Source organism: Elusimicrobiota bacterium (genome assembly GCA_041660185.1).
Lineage (GTDB): Bacteria > Elusimicrobiota > Elusimicrobia > 2-01-FULL-59-12 > 2-01-FULL-59-12 > JBAZWU01.
In genome coordinates, this window is sequence record JBAZWU010000005.1 from 133,391 (window position 1) to 152,741 (window position 19,351).

Genomic DNA, 19,351 nt, shown 5'->3' on the forward strand with positions numbered 1-19,351 from the left:
GGTTGAAGATTCTCTTCGTCGCGTCCGAATGCGTTCCGTTTTGTAAAACCGGCGGGTTGGCGGACGTGGTCGGCACGCTGCCGGCGGAACTGCGCAAGCGACGGCACGATGTCCGCGTTATACTTCCCAAGTACAAAACGATCCGCTCCCAGGAATTCGGAATCAAGGAAACCGGCGAGTCGATTCAGATCCCCATGGGTCAACGGGTCGAAAAAGCCGATATCCGCGTCGCGAAAACGGATAAAGGGGTGAAGGTCTACTTTGTTAACCACGATGGATTTTTCGGACGCGCCGGGCTCTACCGCACGTTTACAGGAGACTATGCGGACAACGGCGAGCGATTTGCGTTTTTCAGCCGGGCGGTATTTGAAACCTGCAAGGCCATGGAGTTCCGGCCGGACATTATCAGCTGCCACGACTGGCAAACGGGACTGGTTCCCGCCTACCTGAAAACCGTCTACCGCGAGGATGCGTTTTTCCAGCACACCTCAACGGTGATGACTATTCACAACATGGCCTACCAGGGAATTTTTCCAAAGACCCTTCTACCGCAGATCGGGCTCGGTTGGGAAGAATTCACTATCGATAAGCTGGAATACTACGACCAGATCAATTATCTGAAAGCCGGTCTGACGTATTCCACGCTGTTGAGCACGGTCAGTCCGACGTACTCCCATCAAATTCAAAACTCCTACGAGTTTGGCTGCGGCCTGGAAGGCACGCTGCGCAAACGCGCCGGGGATCTTGTCGGGATTCTGAACGGCCTGAGCCCGGAGGAATGGACCCCGGAGGAAGATCCTTTTCTCCCGAAAACATACACCCTCGATTCCCTGTCCACTCGAAAAGATTGCAAAGCCTTCCTCCAGCGGGAGCTGAAACTTCCGGCGGATCCGTCCGTCTCGCTTTTGGCGATGGTGGCCCGGCTGGACCGGCAGAAAGGCATCGACCTGCTGATTCAGAACCTGCAGGCCATCCTGGCGCTCAACACACAGGTGGTGGTGCTCGGCCAAGGGGACATCTTCCTGCAAGGCGTCCTCGAACAATTTGAGCGGATCTACCCGCTGGCGTTCCGGGTCCGCTCTGATTTCAACGACCCTCTGGCTCATCATATTTACGGCGGATGCGATATCTTTATGATGCCCTCGCGTTTTGAACCCTGCGGCATTGGGCAGCTCATCGCCATGCGTTATGGGGCCGTCCCCGTGGCCGCCAACACCGGGGGGCTCCGCGACACCATTACCCCGGTCGGCCGGAATTCCGGGACAGGCTTTCTTTTTGAAGCCGGACATGCTCCGTCGTTTTTAGGCGCCATTCAGGAAGCCCTACGTCTCTTTTCCGATAAAGAGTCCTGGGCGCTTCTCCAACGCCGCGCCATGTCCACGGATTTCTCCTGGGATGTATCGGCTCAGACGTATCTCCATCTGTTCTGGCGCGCGTTGGGCCGGGGAACCAAGACCCGCGCTTCCACGAAACGAATTTCTTGAACCGCTTCGCCTTGCCTCGCTTCTGGGTTGTCCTTCTTCTCGGCGGTCTCCTGGCTTGGACCACGCTCCGTTCAGTCCGGCGCTTTCAGGAAGAACGGGCTGATCAACGAGTATTGATTCTGGCGGATTGGTATGAGGCCCGCGACCTGGCCGCCCGCACTGGACAACCGGATCGCGAGCTGTTGCGCGGCCTGCAACAAAATGGAGCTCAAGGCCTTCTTCTTTCCGCCCTCACTCTCTCGGATCTTCAGCTGCACCACCGCGTCACCCCCCATCCGGCATCCAAAGGGGAAGATCCTCTGGATACCCGGGAGTTGATTTTTCATGAAACGAATCTGGCTCAACAGACCCAGCGCGAACTTCAATGGCACGGCGTATCGGACGTCACGCTTCGCGCGCGAGGTTCCGCTTTTCTTCTGTCACGCCGGGCGGGAAGCTCTTTTCTCTCTTTGAAAGATGTCGAGCTGGGGCTGGATCCCCTGCTGGTCGACGAGAGCCGGGCGCTGGGTTTAAGCCTGTTTATCCGCCTCAATCGCGACCCCTGGACCACCCCGGCGCAGATTGGACAGATGCTCCAGGAAGACATGCCGGTCGCTATGGCCGACGGCATTGTGTTTAATTCCGATGAACTACCCGGAGGACCTGAAGCCCTGCCGCTATGGCAAAATTGGCTGCGGGACCAGCATCCCATTCAAGCGCTCTTTGAATTTCATGCATCCCGCGCCGCGCGGATGATGGCCCGCCAGGTTCCTGCTTTTGTCTGCCGCTCCCACTCGATTCCCTCATCGGAGCTAAAAGATCTTCCGCCCGGGGCAGAACTGGCCCGCTGGCGGCGGGCGGTCCAGGAACGCTCCTGCCGCATCCTGCTTTTCCACGCTTCTCCCAATGATGCCTGGCCCACGTATCTCTCCCGGCTGAACGACCTGCACAACTGGCTGCAGCGCGACGGTTGGGCAACGGCTATTCCCGCCGGTCATCCCGTTTGGCGAGCGACGCGCACGCTTCAACGATGGGGAATGGCGTTTTTCGCTTTTTGGGCCGCTTCCGTTGCTCCGCTGATCGGTCTCGTTTTGGTGGGGGGAAAGATCCGCCGGGGAAGCCGGGGCAGTCGTTCTCCGCTGACGCTGTTCTGGACGTTGAGCCTCCTCACGGTCCTGGGCGCGCTCGTGGTCGCGGCCCTGGCGGATAGGCCGGAGATGCGCCTTCAATTGACGCCTTTCCCCGGGGTGAAGATTTCATTTCTTCTGTCGTGGTTCGGTTCGATTTTTGTACTCTATGAGTGGAAAGAAATTCGCGCCTTTCTCGTCCAAGGCGTTCGCCGGTTCGATGTGGTCCTGGGCGTTATTTTTCTGGCGATCGTCGCCTACATCCTGATCCGCTCCGGAAACGCCTCCGGGGGATGGATGCCTTTCGCGGAACAGGGCATCCGGGATCGGTTGGAAGAGGCGTTGATCGCGCGTCCCCGCTTTAAAGAATTTCTGTGGGGCCACCCTCTTCTGATCGCGGGGTTCTGGTTGTCGGCGGTGGATCGGAGCAAAAAACTGCTTTTGGACGGCCGGCCCTGGATCGTCCTGGGCATGGTGGGGCAGGCGTCGATCGTCAATACGTTCTGCCATCTGCACTCGCCGCTTTCGATGGCTTTGATGCGCACCGTCAACGGCGCGCTGATTGGATCGATTCTGGGATGGCTGCTCGTGAGAGGGCTGGCCGGGGTTCGACGGAGATTTAAATTATGAGAGATAATATGGTGGTCATCGGCGGTTATTACGGCTTTGGAAACGCCGGTGATGAACTGATTCTGCGCTCCCTCGTCGATCGTCTGCGCCAGGAATCGCCGAATGTGTCCATCACCGTCCTGTCTGCCGATCCGCTCCAGACCCAGGACCATTTTGGAGTCGACGCGATCAACCGATGGAATCCGGTGGCCTGGATCCGCGCATTTTCACAGGCCCGGCGTTTTGTCCTGGGAGGCGGAGGACTCCTGCAGGAATCCACCAGCGCTTGGAACTACATTTACTATCTGTCGTTGACGGCACTGGCCAAACTGCTGGGGTGCCGGACCGAAGTCCGGGCGATCGGCGTGGATCCGGTCCAGCACCGGCTCAACCGGTGGATGACGCGCCTCGTTTTCAATCATTTCGTCGATTCGGTTTCGGTTCGCGACACCGATTCGCAACTTGCGTTGGAAGCCTCCGGAGTAAAAATTGTGATTGCACGCGTCCCGGATCTGGTGTTTCAGTTCCCGACGCCTGCACCGACCCCGATTCAAAACCGCGTCGCCCTAGCGCTCGCTCCCTGGCCGCAAAGACCCGGGTGGGAACATGACCTGTCTCTGGTGTGCGACCTTCTGATTACAACGTTAAAAGTGAGCATCGATCTTCTTGTCTTTTCTCCGGAACAGGATGCTGTCTTATCGGAAAAAACAGCCCGGGCCGCCACACAATCCATCCAAGTCCGTTCTTGGACAACCCCCGAACAGTTGATCGGCTGGATGGCGGAATACGAACTGATTATCGGAATGCGCTATCACGCACTGGTCCTGGCGGCTTTGGCGGAGAAACCGTTTATTGGATGGGGCTTCCAGCGCAAAGTGCGATCCCTTTGCCGGGATTTCGGACAACCGCTCTGGTCCTTTGAGCGCGGGTGGGAGACGGACGCGGTGTTCCGGCAGGTCTGCGAAGCCTGGCGACATCGGGATCTTCTGCCGCATCGATACTCCTCCCGGCTTCCGCAACTGCGAACAGCCATTCCGGTCCTTCATGACGTCCCTCGGATTTTCCCAGCGCAGGTTCTATAATTATTTAGTATACTCGGCTGAAATTGCGCGATTTTGCAATCAATTATGACGATTCGAAAGATGCTGTTCCATGCGTCGTCCGTTCAAGTTTTGTTGATTTCCTTTTTTATGGGAATCACCTCCGCCGTTTATATGGGAATTAACCAAAGTTTGTTATCGACCGAAGATGTCTTCCGGCGTTCTTTAGGGGTGTCCCTATTCTTATCGTCCACTCTTACGGATCAGGAGGCTCTCAGACTGGCCGATACGTTAAAAACCCAAGATACGGAAATTGTTTCGATCGCTTACCTTTCCAAAGCTGATGCAACACAGGAAGCGCAAAAAGATGAGGCTCTTTCAAAAACCCTTCTGCTATTAAAAGAAAATCCTTTGCCTTCATCCCTTCAGATCACTTACAGCGACCGAGCATGGCTGGATCGCAATGCGCCAACCGATGCTTTACCGAAAACACCCGACATTCAGGAAATCCGCTGGGATGCAGCGTCCCGATCCGCTTTTCGCGCTCTGAATCAGTGGCGACACTGGTTGATGCGTCTGGCCGTTCTTTCAGGAGGGGTCGTCGTGCTCTGGTCTTTTGTCGGGATATATCGCTCTTTGGCTGAACGCATTTCTTTCGCGCAACTGGCCTGTCCTGTTCTCGTCGGTGCCTGCGGAGGAGCTCTATCGATCCTCGCGTGGCGGGCGGCTCTCCACCAGTTGGGAGCCGATGCCATGACCACTCCACCCATGAGCCGCATGGCCTGGCCGCTTCTGGCGGGAGCGCTGAGCGGTCTGGCTTACACAGGATCCGGAGCCAAACGTGAAGCGTAAAACCATTCTGATCCTGGCCGGGCTCGCGACGATGGTGCATGCCAACAGCTACGACGTGCTGCTCAAGCGCTACGAACACCAGATCCGCCAGCAAGAACGTCAGCTGCAATCGCTCAAAACGCATCTGGCGGAAAAAGAACGCGAGGCTCAACATTGGCAAAAAAAAGCCGAAGACGCCAAAGCGCTCTGGACCCGCGCCAACGCTTCGGCTGAACAAACCCGGCGGACGATCCAGACGGTTCGGGGTCACAGAAACACTACGCGCGTTCTAGCGAACGCCGCGGAGTCTTCCGCCACCGAAATGCGACTCACCGCGCAAACCTCAGATGGGCTGCTGGCCTACTGGGCCCGCGAACTGTATCTCCAGCAACGATTATCACGCACGCCGCCGGTGGCTGTTCAGGAACGCCTCCCGGGGCTTTTGACCGCCAAACTATGTGATTTCTCACAAACCGCCCATTGGCAGGCGGCGCAAGCCGGTCAGCAGGAGTCTTCGTTACGGTTACAGGAATTGCGCTGGCAGGACGAAGAACAACGACGAACGGCGGAACTGGACCGGCTGCACAGCCGGCAGCAGTCCCAGTGGCTCCGCTGGCAGGAAGCCCAGCGCCGGCGTGCCGCGCTCGTCGATGAAATCAGCCAGATGGAACAATCCCGGCAGGCGTTGCATGTGATGCTCCAGGAACTGCAGGAACACCGCGACCACACCCTCGCCTCCCGTCAGGGTCACCCGGCGGAGAACCGCGCGCTCGCCGCCCTGCGCGGGACCCTTCCCTGGCCCGCCGACGGGAAAGTGACACAGAATTTCGGCCGCCAGTACTCGGAAGACTTGAAGCAGCTCATGATTTCAAACGGCATCAAAATTGATGCCGGAGCCAATCGCCAGGTTCGTGCCATCCAGGCCGGCAAGGTTTTGTTTGCCAACCCGTTTCGGCAATACGGTCAACTGGTGATTGTTCAACACGCCAATGGCCTGACCTCGGTCTATGGGGGCCTGGGCCAGACGTCCGTGAAAGAGGGATGCGTTCTTTCCCCGCTTGAACCGATCGGTCTCACCGGAGGGGAAGGGACTTTTTATTTTGAGCTCCGGCACGACGAACAACCCGTGAATCCGCTTGTTTACTTAGCCGCTAACCATCATCGCTCTGAACTTAGCTCAAGGAGGACGTTCGAATGAATCGCCGTTCTATTACCTGGTCGTTTTCCTTTTTAGCCGCACTGCTGTTGTTGTGCCATCCGCTGGTCCGATCGGCCGCTGATCAGACTTATGAGGACATGAAGATGCTCGTCGAAGTATTGAATCTCGTCCGAGACAACTATGTCCAGGATGTGGATACGCACAAACTGATTTACGGCGCCGCCTCCGGCATGGTGCGGGTCCTCGATCCGTTCTCGCAATTTTTAGAACCCGACGCCCACAAAGAAATGAAAACCGAAACCGAAGGCGAGTTCGGCGGACTCGGCATCCGCATCGCCATCCGGGATAACATTCTCACGGTGATCACACCCCTGCCGGGCACGCCAGCCTACCGTCACGGCATCTTGCCGGGCGACAAAATAGTGAAAATCAATGATGAAACCACGCAGGACATCACCATTGAACAGGCCGTTAAGCGCCTGCGCGGCGCGCCGGGCTCCAAAGTGACCATCACGATCGGCCGCGAAGGGGAAAAAGAACTGAAAGACATCGTTCTCACGCGGGAACTGATCAAAATCGAAAGCATCAAGTATAAAATGCTCGACAGCAACATCGGCTACGTCCGCCTGACGGAATTTACGCAGCGTTCCGCGCAGGACTTTGACACCGCGCTCAAGGGGCTGAAGGCGAAAGGCATGACCAACCTGATTGTGGATCTCCGGAATAATCCGGGGGGTCTGCTGAACGTCGCCGTCGATACCTGCCGTCTCTTCATCGGCAGCAACAAGCTCATCGTGTACACGCAAGGACGGCGACAGCCCCGGCAGGAGTTCCGCGCGGATGCTCAAGCCGCGTACGGGACGGTTCCCATGGTGGTTCTGGTCAATCATGGCTCGGCGTCGGGCAGCGAGATTTTTGCAGGCTGCCTCCAGGACTACCACCGGGCGCTGATTCTCGGATCGGAGACGTTTGGCAAAGGAAGTGTTCAATCGGTGATCCCCTTGGCCGATGGCAGCGGACTGCGTCTCACCACAGCCAAATACTACACGCCGTCCGGCCGGACCTTCCATCGCGACGAAAAAACCGGGAAAGGCGGCATTACGCCGGACATTCTCATTGACGTGCCTCGCGATGTGGAGATCAAACTGCAGGCGCAGGAAGAGGAGATATTTGGGAAAACTCCGGCGGTGATTAAACCGGAGAAAACGGACCCCAAAACGGAAGCCCCGGTGAAGGACGAAGCGCTCGAACGGGCCAAAGAAACTCTGAAAGCGCGGGAGATCTTCACCAAAATGAAGGAATCCTGACCCCCCGAGCGCGTATCGGCATGCACGACACAAGAGGCGGCGTGGGCCGCTGGTTGGCGATCCTTCTGGCGCTCGGCGCGATCAGCGGTTATCTGATCCTGCGATGGGCACCGGGCCACACCCTTCTGACCTTCAGCGCCCGCGTCGAAAGCAACACCAACCAAACGCTCGCCCGCCTGGGCATTACGGATTACCAAATCCTCCAGCAACTGCATCGCGAACACCGGCGCTTCGGGTTGGTGTGGATCGAATCCGAACGACGGATTCAGCTTCTGACGGCGGCCGACGTCAGCCGGGTCGCCCGTAGTCTGGTCAGTACCGGACGCCAGGAGCATTGCCGGGCGCGACAGCGGATGACGTCTCAAGGGACGCTGGTGACCATTTCCTTTCTGGGGATGTCTTTCCAGAAAGTCTGGCTGGTCGCCGGCGGCAAAGCCGCCCTTCGCCCTCAAATTGCGATTGTGATCGACGATGTCGCCTACGATCCGGCTCCGATGGACCGGTTTGCCAAGCTCGGGATTCCGTTGACCTTTGCCATCCTGCCCAGAGACCGCCGTTCCAAAATGCTGGCGGATAAAGCCGATGCCCTGCATTTTCCCGTGCTCTTGCATCTCCCTATGGAACCAGAGGACCGGATGGCCAACGACCCGGGTCCTTCTGCGCTTTATTTATCCATGACGCCGCAGCAGCTCAAAAATCAATTTGAAAAGAATTTAGCCAGCGTCCCCCATGTGGTCGGAATCAATAACCATATGGGTTCCGCTTTTACAGCCGATGAAGCGAAAATGAAACTGATCATGCCCTGGGTTAAGCAGAAAGGGTTTTTTTTCCTGGACTCGCATACGACATCCAACTCGGTCGTCGCCCGGGTGGCACGTCAGGCGGGGGTTCCTTGTCTTCTGAATGAAACCTTCCTGGACAACCAGGATGATGCCGTATCGATCGAAAAACAACTGGACCATGCCATGCGGCTGGCCTTGCGCGACAAACGAACGATCGCCATCAGCCACTACGGCCGCAAACACCTGGCGGAGGCTCTCGAGAAGCGAATCCCCGAATTCCAAGCGCACGGAGTCGCTTTTGTTCCGTTAACAGCCTTCTTCAACCGCTAAACAACAGTTACTTTCTCGACCCATGATTATTCTCGGCATTGAGACCTCCTGTGATGAAACCGCCGCCGCCCTGGTAAAAAACGGCCGGCGCGTGCTTCGGAGCGCGGTCGCCTCTCAAATGGCGATCCATCGCCCTTTTCGCGGCGTTGTCCCGGAGCTAGCCAGCCGAGCACACGTTGAACGAATCAACGACGTCATCGAAAGAGCGCTCGGACGCTTCGTCGGCCCGGTTGACGCGGTCGCGGTGACGACCGGTCCTGGACTCATCGGCTGTTTGTTGGTCGGCGTCGTGACCGCCCGGACCTGGGGCTGGGTCCACAACGTTCCCGTCATCGGCGTGAATCATCTGGAAGGCCATTTATTTGCCGGACTTGTGGAGTATCCACGTTTGAAACCGCCCTTTTTGGGACTGATCGTTTCGGGCGGGCATACGGAGCTTATGATCTTCAAAGGCTATGGCCGCTACGAACGCCTGGGCGGCACCCGGGATGATGCAGCCGGCGAGGCGTTTGACAAAGTCGCCAATCTTTTGTCCCTGCCCTTCCCCGGAGGTCCGTCCATCGATCGCCTGGCCCGGAAGGGAAGTGCAAAGGCCGTTTCTTTTCCAAGAGCTTGGATTCCGGGAACAAGCGATTTTTCTTTCAGCGGTCTGAAGACCGCGGTCGCAAATTATCTCCGGACTACTCCGCCCAGACAACGCCCGCCGGTCCCGGATATCTGCGCCTCTTTTCAGGAGGCGGTCGTTGAGGTACTGGTCAAGAAAACGTTGGAGGCGGCGAAAATCCACTCCCTGCGTTCGGTCGTTGTGGGAGGGGGGGTCGCAGCCAACCGGCGGCTTCGGGAAGCCTTTCGAAGGACCGCGAAGGCTGAAAAGGTCTCCGTCTATTTGCCGGATCTGTCTTTCTGCACGGATAACGCGGCCATGATCGCGGCAGCCGGTTATTACAAGCAGCAGCATGGTCTTGGACAATCGACGGGTTCCCTGACCGTCGATGCCAACCTGACACTGGAAAGCTGGGCGAAGACGTGACCCTTTCACAACCGATCCAGATCGGACCGCTTCGACTGATGCACAATGTCATTCTTTCGCCCATGGCCGGGGTGACGGATGCGCCGTTCCGTCGGCTGTGCGCGCGCGGGGGTTGTGCCCTCATGTCGGGGGAAATGGTGTCCGCGCAGGCCCTCAAGTACCAAAGCAAGAAAACCCTGAATCTGCTTCGTTTCTTCCCCGATGAACGACCGGTGAGTTCTCAAATTGTCGGCAGCGACCCCGAGATGATGGCGGCCGCCGCCCAACGCGTGGAGGCCGGCGGGGTTGATTTGATTGACATTAACGCCGGCTGCCCGGTTCCGAAAATCACCAAGACAAAATCCGGCGCCGCCCTTTTGAAAGATGAAGGCCGGTTTGCCGCCATTCTATCGGCGGTCGCCAAGGCGGTGAAGATCCCGGTGACCGTCAAAATCCGCATCGGCGAACGGCAGAACGAATCCCTGGCCCCAGCCCTGGCGACCCTCGCACAAGAGTGTGGCATTTCCGCCGTTGTGGTCCATGCCCGACCGGTCTCCCAGAAACACTCGGGCTGCCCCGATTGGGAAGGACTGGCCCAGGTGGTTCATGCCGTCCGGATTCCGGTGATCGGAAACGGGGGGGTCAACACCCCTCAGGATGCGGCGGAGTTCCTGCGACTCAGCGGCTGCGCCGGGGTTTCCGTCGGGCGCGCGGCCATCGGCGACAGCGGTATTTTTAACCGCATCCGCCATTTTCTGGACACCGGGGAGCTTCAGCCGGCACCCAGCTATTTGGAAAAACTCGATTGTTTAGCCCAACACCTCGCCTGGACAACGGAATTCTTCGGCGAACGCCAGGGGCTCTTGCGTCTTCGAAAAATCGTTCCTTACTACGTGGCGGGTTTCCCGATGGCTACGACTTTCCGTGCTCGTGCGAACAGGATCGTGACCTTAAAAGAATGGGGTGAACTCCTGTTGAACACACGCGACGCATTGAACCATTGGCTCGACAGGGACTCCGCGTCAACCACGGGAAAAATGCTTAAATAGCGGCTTATTATGGACCTGCTGATCGACTTTTTCCAACGCCTTTACCACTTTGAAGAATTGATCCGATGGGGAGGACATTTTATTCTCATCGCCATCATTTTTTCCGAAACGGGTATTATGGCAGGCTTTTTTCTGCCGGGAGATTCGCTTTTAGTCACCGCCGGCCTTTTCGCGGCGGCTGGCCACTTGAATATTTACCTTTTAAACGTCGAGCTGATGATGGCGGCCGTTCTCGGAGACGCCTTGAGTTACGCCATCGGGTGGAAAATCGGTCCAAAGATATTTTCTCGCGAGAATTCCCTTTTCTTCAACAAAGCACATCTGTTGCGCACAAAGCACTTTTACGAACGCTATGGAGCCAAAACCATCGTGATCGCCCGCTTTGTCCCGATCGTGAGAACCTTTGCTCCGGTTGTCGCCGGTGTGGGCGAAATGAAATATTCCAAATTCGCACTCTATAACATCTGTGGCGGAATGGGCTGGGTTTTTTCCATGCTAATGACAGGGTTCTTGTTAGGCCATGTCATTCCGAATGTAGACAAGCATATACACAAAATTATATTTATCGTTATTTTCATTTCGATTTTACCAGCCCTTATCGAGACGATTAGAGAAAAACGGAGAAGCCGTCAGATCTCTGCATGAACCCATCCAAACCCTGGCGTTGGCCATTGGCCCTGTCTGGCCTTATTCTTCTTTCTCAGGCTTTTTCCTGGCCCTCACCGGTTCGGAACGCCGCGACATTGACATGGGAAACCGGATTCTCAATCCGATACCCGTTCTGGCACCTCGTATTCACTCCGCTCACCAGTGTGGCTGATTATCTGACGGTCATGGGCCGTACCCAGCTCGTCGTATTTGTTTGTTTTGTGTTTATATTGATTTTCTTATTTGGACGGCTCCGACGAGGATTAATTCTTTCGGTGGGGTTCCTTATTTTCCTGGCTTGGGGTGTTCTGGTTCCGCGGCCCATGGGACGTCTCGCGGCGAAAGATCCAAACGTTCTGCTCGTTGATTTTCACTCGCACACTCGGTATTCCCATGACGGCCGTCCGTCCTTCTCACCCATGGCCAACGAGCGCTGGCATGCCTCGCAGGGATACCAGGCGGCCTTTATCACAGACCATAATCAAGTCGCAGGGGCTGAAACAGCCAAAGCCGACAGCCGGACCCTTTGGCTGATGACCGGTTACCGTTCGCTACAGGGAGAAGAAATCAGCCTGGCAAAGACCCACCTCGTTGTCCTGGGGAATATAGAACGAATCAACAATACTCCTTTTGATTCAGACCCTGCGAAAATACCGCTTTTTATCGCTTTTGCGCATCAACAGGGTCTCCCGGTGATCGCCTCTCTTCCTGAATACTGGCAGAATCACTGGGGATCAGGGATGCAGGATTTCGTCCGATGGGGGATTGACGGTTTTGAAATCGTCAACAGCACGCCCAAAGCGCTTGATTTTCCAATTCAAAAGAGACTTCAAGTTGTTTCTCTATGCAAGAAGGAAAACCTTTTCATGACAGGCATTTCCGATAATCATGGTTACGGATATGCCACCGCGGCTTGGAACGCGATGACCCTTCCGGAGTGGTCTGCCCTGGACCCGGACCAACTGGAAACAGCTATACTTGATCATCTTCGGGTAGAACGGTTTACGGCGGTCACGGTTTTGGAACACCCCGTTTTCCTGTCTCGCAACCCGTTGGAATTGACCATCAGCCCATTCGGGCATCTTTACTATTACTGGCGTTCTTTAACCCCATGGCAGGCGCTCAGTTGGGTCATTTGGATCGGAGTATTATCTGTTGCGTTAAAACGGTATGTTCGAAAAAATTAAAAGGCTTCTTTTTGGAAGACGAAAAAACCCGCTGGATCCCCGCGTTTTCCATCATCTTTCACTGATCGCATTCTTCGCCTGGATCGGCCTCGGCGCCGATGGATTAAGCTCCTCCTGCTACGGTCCGGAAGAAGCCTTCCTCAGCCTGGGAGCCCATCAACACCTGGCCCTGCCCCTGGCCTTGATGGTGATGGTTACGGTCTTCATTCTCTCGGCCAGCTACTCGCAAATCATCGAGCACTTCCCATCCGGCGGCGGCGGTTATCTTGTCGCGAGCAAACTCATCAGTCCGGGTACGGGGGTGGTGTCCGGCTGCGCCCTTCTCGTGGACTATATCCTGACGATTGCCATGTCGATCGCCTCGGCGATGGATGCCATCTTCAGTTTCCTGCCTCACTCTTTTCTGGCTTATAAGTTTGTTGCCACGCTTTGCTGTTTGTCGCTCCTCATCCTGTTGAATCTCCGAGGCGTCAAAGAATCCGTGCTTGTTTTGACACCCATTTTTATCGCATTTGTCGCGACCCACCTCGTGGTCGTCTTTTTCGGCATTTTCACCCACGGCTCAGAGTTGCCGACGATGGTCGTCGACACCGTCCGCGAAACGCGCTCCGGCATCCAGTCGATTGGTTTCTGGGCCATGGCGATGGTTCTTTTCCGTGCCTTTTCTCTCGGAGGCGGAACTTTCACCGGAATCGAGGCCGTCAGCAACGGCGTCCAAATTCTGCGCGAACCGCGCGTGAAGACCGCGAAGAAGACGATGCTTTACATGGCGGTTTCATTGTCCTTCACCGCCGGGGGGCTTCTCATCAGCTATTTACTTTTTCACGTTCAGCCGGCCCCCGGACAAACGCTGAACGCGGTTCTCATTTCAAACCTTGCTTCCCAATGGCGTTTTGGGCACGCCTTTATTCTGCTGACCCTCTTGGCGGAAGGAGCCCTTCTGGTGGTGGCCGCACAAACAGGCTTTGTGGATGGCCCCCGGGTCATGGCGAACATGGCACTGGACCGCTGGCTGCCCCGCCGCTTCACAAACCTGAGTGAACGCCTCGTGATGAAAGACGGGGTTCTTCTCATGGGAATCGCCGCCATGCTGATGCTGTTTTACACCCATGCATCGGTCCATATTCTGGTCGTCATGTACAGCATCAATGTCTTTTTAACGTTCACCCTCTCTCAATTCGGCATGGTGAAACATTGGACACGGGACCGGGGGACGGGTTGGCTACATGGCTTTTTGATTAATGCCGTCGGGATGCTCGTGACATCCGGAATTCTGGTCATGACGATTGTGTTGAAATTCGGGCAAGGGGGATGGGTGACCCTGCTTGTGACCGGCTGTCTCATCGCGGTTTGCTGGATCATCCGAGCCCACTATGTCAAAACCCTGCAGGCCTTGCGAGGCCTCAACCAGGTTCTCGGGGATTTGCCCCTGGAAGACCAGGGAACGCCTCCGGCCAAACAAGCCGACGGTCCGACGGCTGTTCTGATGGTCAGCGGCTACAACGGGATTGGAATCCATTCGATTCTGGCCATTCAGCGCTTTTTCCCTGGGCATTTCAAGAACTTTGTCTTTCTGAGCGCCGGGATCATCGACAGCGGGCGATTCAAGGGGGCCTCTGAGATTGATGCGCTTAAGCGATCCGTTGACCAGGACCTCGAGAAGTATGTGAAACTGGCGAACCGTTTTGGTTTTTACGCGGAAGCGCGGGCCGCTCTTGGAACGGACGTTATCGAGGAACTCGAAGTGCTCTGCAGCCAGGTCCGGCAGGAATGGACTAAGAAAGTCTTCTTTATGGGCCAACTGACTTTCCAGGGGGAAACCTTCTGGACGCGCCTGCTGCACAACCAGACCGCCTTCGCCCTCCAGCGCCGGCTGCTGTTTAACGGATACGAAGCGGTCATTTTGCCGATCCGCCTCCGACTGACCGGTTCCTAGATCTGAAAATTGGTATCATCAAAAGAGTCCGATTCTTTTTGCAATCACGTTCATAATAAGGAGATTCTGATGGCTGAAATCCAACTCTCTGACGCGACTTTCGATGCGGAAGTCGTTCAATCCGACAAACCGGTACTCGTCGACTTCTGGGCCCCGTGGTGCGGGCCCTGCCGCATGCTGTCGCCTGTTGTGGATGAACTGGCGAAAGAGTATGAGGGGAAAATAAAAGTGGCCAAGCTCAACACCGATGACCACGCCCAGGCCGCCACGCGTTACCGGATCTCGGCCCTTCCAACGCTTTTGTTCTTTAAAGGCGGAAAGGTCCAGGATCAGCTGGTCGGCGTACACCCAAAACCCGAAATTAAAAAACATCTGGACACGCTTCTCGGCTAGCATGCGACGTTTTCTCAGCCTGGTCATTCTTGGACTGAACCTTGCGGCTTGCAGCGGCTCGCGCGCGGATTTATCCCAGGCGCCCTCCTTTGAGCTGCAGGATTTATCCGGGAAGAACGTGAGCCTCGCTGATTTCAAAGGTCATCCGGTCCTTCTGGATTTCTGGGCGACCTGGTGCGGCCCCTGTCGCATCTCCACGCCGGCCGTTCAGGCGTTTTACAACCGTCACAAGCAGGAAGGCCTGGTGGTTCTGGGCTTGAACATGGATGACGATCGCCAGGCTGTTTTTCCATTTGTGCAGCAGTTTCAATTGACCTACCCGATCCTGCATGCCGGCGAGAGCTCCGTGGGAAGCGACTATGGCGTCGGAGCGCTCCCCACGTTCGTTTTCGTCGATCCGCAAGGACGGCTGGTTACGAAGTACGACGGGTTTTCGACGGACATGCCGAACACCTGGGAAGCGGAGTTGCGTCAACTGCTGAATCAGTCCCATTAATCCATTTGTGACTCATGCCCAATCTGTATCTCATTGATGCGCACGCTTACCTGCACCGGGCGTTTCACGCGCTCCCGCCTTTAACCAACTCCCGCGGCGAACCCGTCAACGCTGTCTACGGCTTCATGCGGATGATGCAGAAAATCATCCGGAAGTATCAGCCGGATTATCTGGCCGTTTGTTTTGACTGCGCCGCACCCACCTTCCGTCACGAGGCCTTCGCCGGATACAAAGCCACGCGCAAACCGACCGACGAAACGCTGGTCAGCCAGTTTCCACTGGCCCGGGAAGCCGCCGGCGCTTTGGGACTTGCCCTTTTTGAAAAAGAAGGTTTTGAGGCGGATGACCTCATCGCTCATTTGACCCGGGAAGGGCGCAAGAACGGGTGGAGCGTGACCATTGTTTCCGGAGATAAGGATGCGATGCAGTTGGTGGGTGAAGGCGTGTGCATTCTGAACGAAGCGAAGGACATCGTCGTGGATGTGGCCAAGGTCCAGGAGCGCTACGGTGTCCCGCCGGAGAAAATCCCGGATGTTTTTGCGCTCATGGGGGATGCCAGCGACAACGTGCCCGGCGTTCCCGGCATCGGCGAAAAGACAGCGATTAAACTCATCCAGGAACACGGAAGCCTGGAGTCCCTGCTGAAAGCCGCTCCCTTATTAAAGGGCAAAGTCGGCGCTTTGCTTCAGGAACATGCCGAAGCCGCCCGCCAAAGCCGCGCTCTGGTCACGCTCGAAGGAAACGTTCCGATCGAGATCAACTGGGAGTGTTGTGCGGTGCGTCCTCCAAAGAGCGACGTTCTGACTCCCTTTTTGCAGCGGATGGAATTCTTCGCTTTGATAAAGGATTGGCTGCCGGTCTCCCAAGCAGAGATCCATACCGCTGATCGCGACTATGTCACGCTCTTTTCCGAAAAGGAGCTGTCGCAATGGATCCAGAAGGCCTCTGCCGCGGAGCGACTGGCGGTAGACGTGGAAACGGACGGATTGGATCCGCTTCATTGCCATCTCGTCGGGATCTCGATGTCTTACCAGCCCGGAAGCGCCTGTTATATTCCCGTCGGGCACCAGCTCCTGGGAGGTCCTGCTCAACTCCCTCTGAAAATCATTCAGAACCATCTTGCCCCCGTGCTTCAGAGGGGAAAACCACGGCTCTACGGCCATAACCTCAAATTTGACGCGCTGATTCTCAAACGCCATGGCCTGCCGCTTGGCACCCTGGCGTGCGATACCATGGTGGTTTCCTATGTCCTGAACCCCTCGCGCACGAGTCATGGCCTGAAGGATCTGGTCTTGGAATGGGTCGGAGAACCGATGACCTCGATCGAGCAGTTGATCGGCAAAGGCGCCAAACAAATCACCATGGATGCTGTTCCCGTCGAACAGGCCGCTCCTTATGCCTGCGCCGACGCTGACATGACGCTGCGCCTGGCCGATAAACTGGAACCGTTGCTGAAAGAAAAACAGCTCGAAAAACTCTTCTACGAAATGGAAATGCCGCTCGTTCAGATCCTGGCTGACATGGAAGAAGAGGGGATCCGCGTCAACAGGACCTATCTGCAGCAGTTGGGGACAGAGATTCATTCCCGAAGCCAGACGCTGGAGAAACAGATTCACGAGCAGGCCGGCGGCACTTTCAATATCAACTCCACGAAGCAGCTGGCAACTGTCCTGTTTGAAAAACTCCAGCTGCCGGTGATCCGCCGGACGAAAACGGGTTTTTCAACGGACGAAGAGGTTCTTCAGAAACTATCGCCGCTGCATCCTCTGCCGAAAACATTGATCGAGTATCGGGAACTTCAGAAACTGCATTCGACGTATATCGAGGGCCTGCAGGCCGCCCTGTCGGGTCCGGAAGAACGCATTCATACCAGCTTTAATCAAACCGTCACCGCCACCGGTCGTTTATCTTCGAGCAATCCAAACCTCCAGAATATCCCGATCCGGACGGAACTGGGCCGAAAGATCCGGAAGGCCTTCGTACCGGAACCCGGCTTCCTTCTTCTTTCGGCGGATTACTCCCAGATTGACCTGCGAATGCTGGCGCACATTTCCGGAGACGAAACCTTGTGCCGGGCCTTCCAGAACAACGAGGACATTCATTCGACGACCGCTGCGGAGATTTTTGGCGTTCCTCCCAATCAGGTCACCCCGGATCTCCGGCGGGCCGCCAAAACAATCAACTTTGGCATCGTCTATGGCATCTCGGCTTATGGCCTTTCCCAGCAACTGGAAATCACCCCGGCTGAGGCCCAGACCCATATCGACCGCTATTTTGAGCGCTACCCCGGCGTCCGCGCCTGGATTGATCAAACCATTGAAGAAGCGCGCCGGACCGGCTATGTCCGAACACTCCTGGGGCGGATCCGCTACCTGCCTGACATTTTGTCCAAGAACAACGCGATCCGAGGATTTGCAGAAAGGACCGCCATGAACACCCCGATTCAAGGGACCAGCGCGGACGTCATCAAACTCGCGATGATCCGCTTGGCCGAAGCCCACACGCGGAAGGAGTGGGCCGGGCGCATGCTCGTCCAGGTGCACGACGAACTCCTTTTTGAGATCCGGCCAGACGAACTGGCGGACGCCCAGCGGAAAATTCGCTACTTGATGGAAAACGCCATGTCCTTGAAGATCCCGGTGATCGTCGATCTGAAAGTCGGCCCGAGTTGGGCGGAACTGACACCCGTTCAGAAAGAACCGTAATGACTTTTGAAGACCTGCATCGACCGCTGGAAGCCCATGGATTCCGCGGAGCCACCCGCTGGATTATCCTGATTTCCGGCGCGATGCTGATCCTTCAGCAGATCTGGGGAGAACCGTTGGTCTTCGCACTGGGTCTCACACCGGCTCTGGTGCTCCAACACCATTACTGGTGGCAGCCTTTAACTTATCTTTTCCTTCACGGCGGCCTTTTTCATTGGCTTTTCAACATGTTCGTATTCTGGATGTTTGGACGGGAACTGGAAACCCGGTGGGGAACCGTCGAATTCGTTAAGTTCTTTCTGATCACCGGTCTGGGGGCGGCTCTCTGTGTGCTGGCGATTACACCCCATTCGACCATTCCGACCATCGGATCCTCGGGCTCGGTTTTCGGTTTACTGGTGGCCTTTGCGATGCTTTTTCCAGAAGCCACCATGTATCTCTATTTCCTGATCCCGGTCAAAGCGTGGCAGGCGGTTGCTCTTTTCGCTTTCATCGAATTCTTTGCGGCCCTGCAGGGCGGCGGCTCAGGCATCTCCCGCTTTGCGCACCTCGGCGGGATGCTGACCGGTTATCTCTACTTACGCTTTGGACGGGGCCTTTCCCGCTGGCTCACCGCTCCCTGGCGAACCATTCGAGTTCCGTTTCAAAAACCTGGGCGCCGGCCGGCACGGCGTTCATCCGTCAAATTCCACGAGGTGACGGATGATCTCGTCCATGAAGTTGACCGGATCCTCGACAAGATCCTGAAGCAGGGCGTTGACAGTCTGACCAAGGAAGAACAGAAGATCATGGATCAATACTCCCGGCTGAAACGTTAATGGGGTATGTCGCCCAAATCCTATGCGTCATTCCCCGCGGCCACTGGCGGGGAATCTATCGACGGTAAATGGCTGCATAGATCCCCTGCCAGCAACCGCAGGGGATGACGATGCGATTATTGGAAACAGCACACGAATGACTCACAAGAAACGACTAATCCTGGGCATCACCGGCGGCATCGCCAGCGGCAAAAGCTCCGTCATGGCTCTGCTGTCCAAACGAGGAATACCCGTCATTTGTTCGGATGATCTGGCCCACCGGTGCATCCGGAAAGGCCACCCCGCCTACAAGAAAATTGTGCGCCGCTTCGGCCGGTCGATCCTGGGTTCGGATGGGGAAATCAATCGCCGAACCCTTGGAAAGCAAGTCTTTGCACATCCACATTTGAGGAAACAGCTGGAGCAGATCGTCCATCCTTATGTTATCAGGGCTTTGAAGCGCTTCGCAAAACAGCATACCGG

General features: G+C 56.3%; 17 protein-coding genes. All 17 read left to right on the forward strand.

The genetic code is table 11. From position 1 onward, the window contains the following. Positions 1 to 2 precede the first annotated feature (2 nt). Positions 3 to 1,484 (forward strand): glycogen synthase GlgA, encoded by a 1,482-nt coding sequence (gene glgA / locus WC859_05830; GenBank protein MFA5975671.1) that lies wholly within the window; start codon positions 3 to 5, stop codon positions 1,482 to 1,484. Next, the gene (locus WC859_05835; GenBank protein MFA5975672.1) at positions 1,481 to 3,220 is read left to right on the forward strand and encodes a DUF5693 family protein; all 1,740 of its coding nucleotides are present in this window, start codon (positions 1,481 to 1,483) and stop codon (positions 3,218 to 3,220) included. The genes glgA and WC859_05835 overlap by 4 nt, the downstream gene beginning before the upstream one ends. After that, positions 3,217 to 4,281, forward strand: a complete 1,065-nt coding sequence (gene csaB / locus WC859_05840) for a polysaccharide pyruvyl transferase CsaB (GenBank protein MFA5975673.1) — start codon at positions 3,217 to 3,219, stop codon at positions 4,279 to 4,281. Before WC859_05835 ends, csaB begins: the two co-directional genes overlap by 4 nt. A gap of 45 nt (positions 4,282 to 4,326) precedes the next feature. Then, a complete protein-coding gene (locus tag WC859_05845; GenBank protein MFA5975674.1) occupies positions 4,327 to 5,091 on the forward strand; it encodes a permease-like cell division protein FtsX in 765 nt (254 codons plus the stop codon). Then, positions 5,081 to 6,268, forward strand: a complete 1,188-nt coding sequence (locus WC859_05850; protein MFA5975675.1) for a peptidoglycan DD-metalloendopeptidase family protein — start codon at positions 5,081 to 5,083, stop codon at positions 6,266 to 6,268. The genes WC859_05845 and WC859_05850 overlap by 11 nt, the downstream gene beginning before the upstream one ends. Further along, positions 6,265 to 7,536, forward strand: a complete 1,272-nt coding sequence (locus WC859_05855; protein MFA5975676.1) for a S41 family peptidase — start codon at positions 6,265 to 6,267, stop codon at positions 7,534 to 7,536. The genes WC859_05850 and WC859_05855 overlap by 4 nt, the downstream gene beginning before the upstream one ends. A 20-nt stretch (positions 7,537 to 7,556) precedes the next feature. Then, the gene (locus WC859_05860; protein MFA5975677.1) at positions 7,557 to 8,648 is read left to right on the forward strand and encodes a divergent polysaccharide deacetylase family protein; all 1,092 of its coding nucleotides are present in this window, start codon (positions 7,557 to 7,559) and stop codon (positions 8,646 to 8,648) included. Between the two features lie 22 nt (positions 8,649 to 8,670). Further along, on the forward strand, positions 8,671 to 9,678 hold the full coding sequence (gene tsaD, locus WC859_05865; GenBank protein MFA5975678.1) for a tRNA (adenosine(37)-N6)-threonylcarbamoyltransferase complex transferase subunit TsaD: 1,008 nt from the start codon (positions 8,671 to 8,673) through the stop codon (positions 9,676 to 9,678). Continuing rightward, positions 9,675 to 10,706 (forward strand): tRNA dihydrouridine synthase DusB, encoded by a 1,032-nt coding sequence (gene dusB / locus WC859_05870; GenBank protein MFA5975679.1) that lies wholly within the window; start codon positions 9,675 to 9,677, stop codon positions 10,704 to 10,706. Before tsaD ends, dusB begins: the two co-directional genes overlap by 4 nt. A 9-nt stretch (positions 10,707 to 10,715) precedes the next feature. Continuing rightward, positions 10,716 to 11,351: a VTT domain-containing protein gene (locus WC859_05875; GenBank protein MFA5975680.1), complete on the forward strand. Its 636-nt coding sequence runs from the start codon at positions 10,716 to 10,718 to the stop codon at positions 11,349 to 11,351. Continuing rightward, on the forward strand, positions 11,348 to 12,541 hold the full coding sequence (locus WC859_05880) for a hypothetical protein (protein ID MFA5975681.1): 1,194 nt from the start codon (positions 11,348 to 11,350) through the stop codon (positions 12,539 to 12,541). The genes WC859_05875 and WC859_05880 overlap by 4 nt, the downstream gene beginning before the upstream one ends. Further along, on the forward strand, positions 12,525 to 14,477 hold the full coding sequence (locus WC859_05885; protein MFA5975682.1) for an APC family permease: 1,953 nt from the start codon (positions 12,525 to 12,527) through the stop codon (positions 14,475 to 14,477). The genes WC859_05880 and WC859_05885 overlap by 17 nt, the downstream gene beginning before the upstream one ends. Positions 14,478 to 14,546: 69 nt before the next feature. Next, positions 14,547 to 14,870: a thioredoxin gene (gene trxA, locus WC859_05890; GenBank protein MFA5975683.1), complete on the forward strand. Its 324-nt coding sequence runs from the start codon at positions 14,547 to 14,549 to the stop codon at positions 14,868 to 14,870. Between the two features lies 1 nt (position 14,871). Then, complete coding sequence (locus WC859_05895) at positions 14,872 to 15,366, forward strand: TlpA disulfide reductase family protein (protein MFA5975684.1); 495 nt, start codon at positions 14,872 to 14,874, stop codon at positions 15,364 to 15,366. Positions 15,367 to 15,380: 14 nt separating this feature from the next. Next, complete coding sequence (polA, locus tag WC859_05900) at positions 15,381 to 18,071, forward strand: DNA polymerase I (protein MFA5975685.1); 2,691 nt, start codon at positions 15,381 to 15,383, stop codon at positions 18,069 to 18,071. After that, complete coding sequence (locus tag WC859_05905; GenBank protein ID MFA5975686.1) at positions 18,071 to 18,889, forward strand: rhomboid family intramembrane serine protease; 819 nt, start codon at positions 18,071 to 18,073, stop codon at positions 18,887 to 18,889. The genes polA and WC859_05905 overlap by 1 nt, the downstream gene beginning before the upstream one ends. 136 nt (positions 18,890 to 19,025) lie before the next feature. Continuing rightward, positions 19,026 to 19,351, forward strand: a 326-nt coding sequence (gene coaE / locus WC859_05910; protein MFA5975687.1) for a dephospho-CoA kinase, incomplete at its 3' end; no start/stop codon positions are given.